Origin of the sequence: Kitasatospora sp. MY 5-36 (assembly GCF_001182915.1) — a bacterium.
Classification (GTDB): Bacteria; Actinomycetota; Actinomycetes; order Streptomycetales; family Streptomycetaceae; genus Kitasatospora.
In genome coordinates this window covers 1-732 of sequence record NZ_LFVW01001374.1, presented here as the reverse complement: position 1 = coordinate 732, position 732 = coordinate 1, and the positions used below count along the sequence as shown (strand labels likewise).

The window sequence follows — 732 nt, the reverse complement described above, 5'->3', positions numbered from 1 at the left end:
AGCGGGCTCCGGCGGGCGGACAACGGGCTCCGGCGGCCGGCCCGGGTGCGGACGGTCCGCGGCCCGGGCCCGGGCGGCTCCGGTCAGAACTGCCCCTTCAGTCCGCGCGCGTTCGACGCGCACCAGTGCACCAGCTCGGCGCGGTCCGGGGCGCGGCCCTCGCACAGCACGGCGAGCTGTTCGTCGTTGATCCGGTTCGGCCCCGGGATCTCCAGCAGGTACGCCAGGTCCGCCAGTACGGTGGCGAGCCGCTCCGCGTCCGCGTGGTCCAGGGTGACCGCGGACCCGTGATGGCTGATGGTGAGCGAGCCGGGCATGATCGACCTCCTCCGTCACCCCCGTCCTCCACCGTACGACCGGGTCGGCCGCCCCGCCCGCCGCGGAGGCGTACGTGCGCGGGTGGGGCAGCCGGTTGCGCTCCGGGGCCGGCCGGGCGCGGTGCGCGGTGGGCCGGGGGTGCGCCCCGGAGCCGTCCGAGGGGTTGGTCAGCTGTCCGGGCCCTCCTCCCAGCGACGGTCACGTACCGCCGGTACGGCCAACACTACGGCCCCGGCCGCCAGTTGCCAGACCGCTCCGATCAGCAGCACGGTGTCCGCGCCGAACCGGCCCGCCAGCGGACCGGCCGCCGCCAGCCCGAGCGGGCCGAGGGCGAAGGAGCCCAGCACGCCGAAGGCCGTCACCCGGCCGAGCAGTTCCACCCCGACTGGCTCTACCGGGGCGTGGGCCGCTTCC

1 protein-coding gene and 1 pseudogene are annotated in these 732 nt (G+C 76.9%); both read right to left on the bottom strand.

Annotation, left to right across the window (positions count from 1 at the left end):
- Positions 1–83: 83 nt before the first annotated feature.
- Positions 84–317 (bottom strand): hypothetical protein, encoded by a 234-nt coding sequence (locus AE652_RS42510; RefSeq protein WP_049661653.1) that lies wholly within the window; start codon positions 315–317, stop codon positions 84–86.
- Between the two features lie 168 nt (positions 318–485).
- Positions 486–732: pseudogene (locus AE652_RS42505) on the bottom strand (hypothetical protein); the annotation flags it as partial.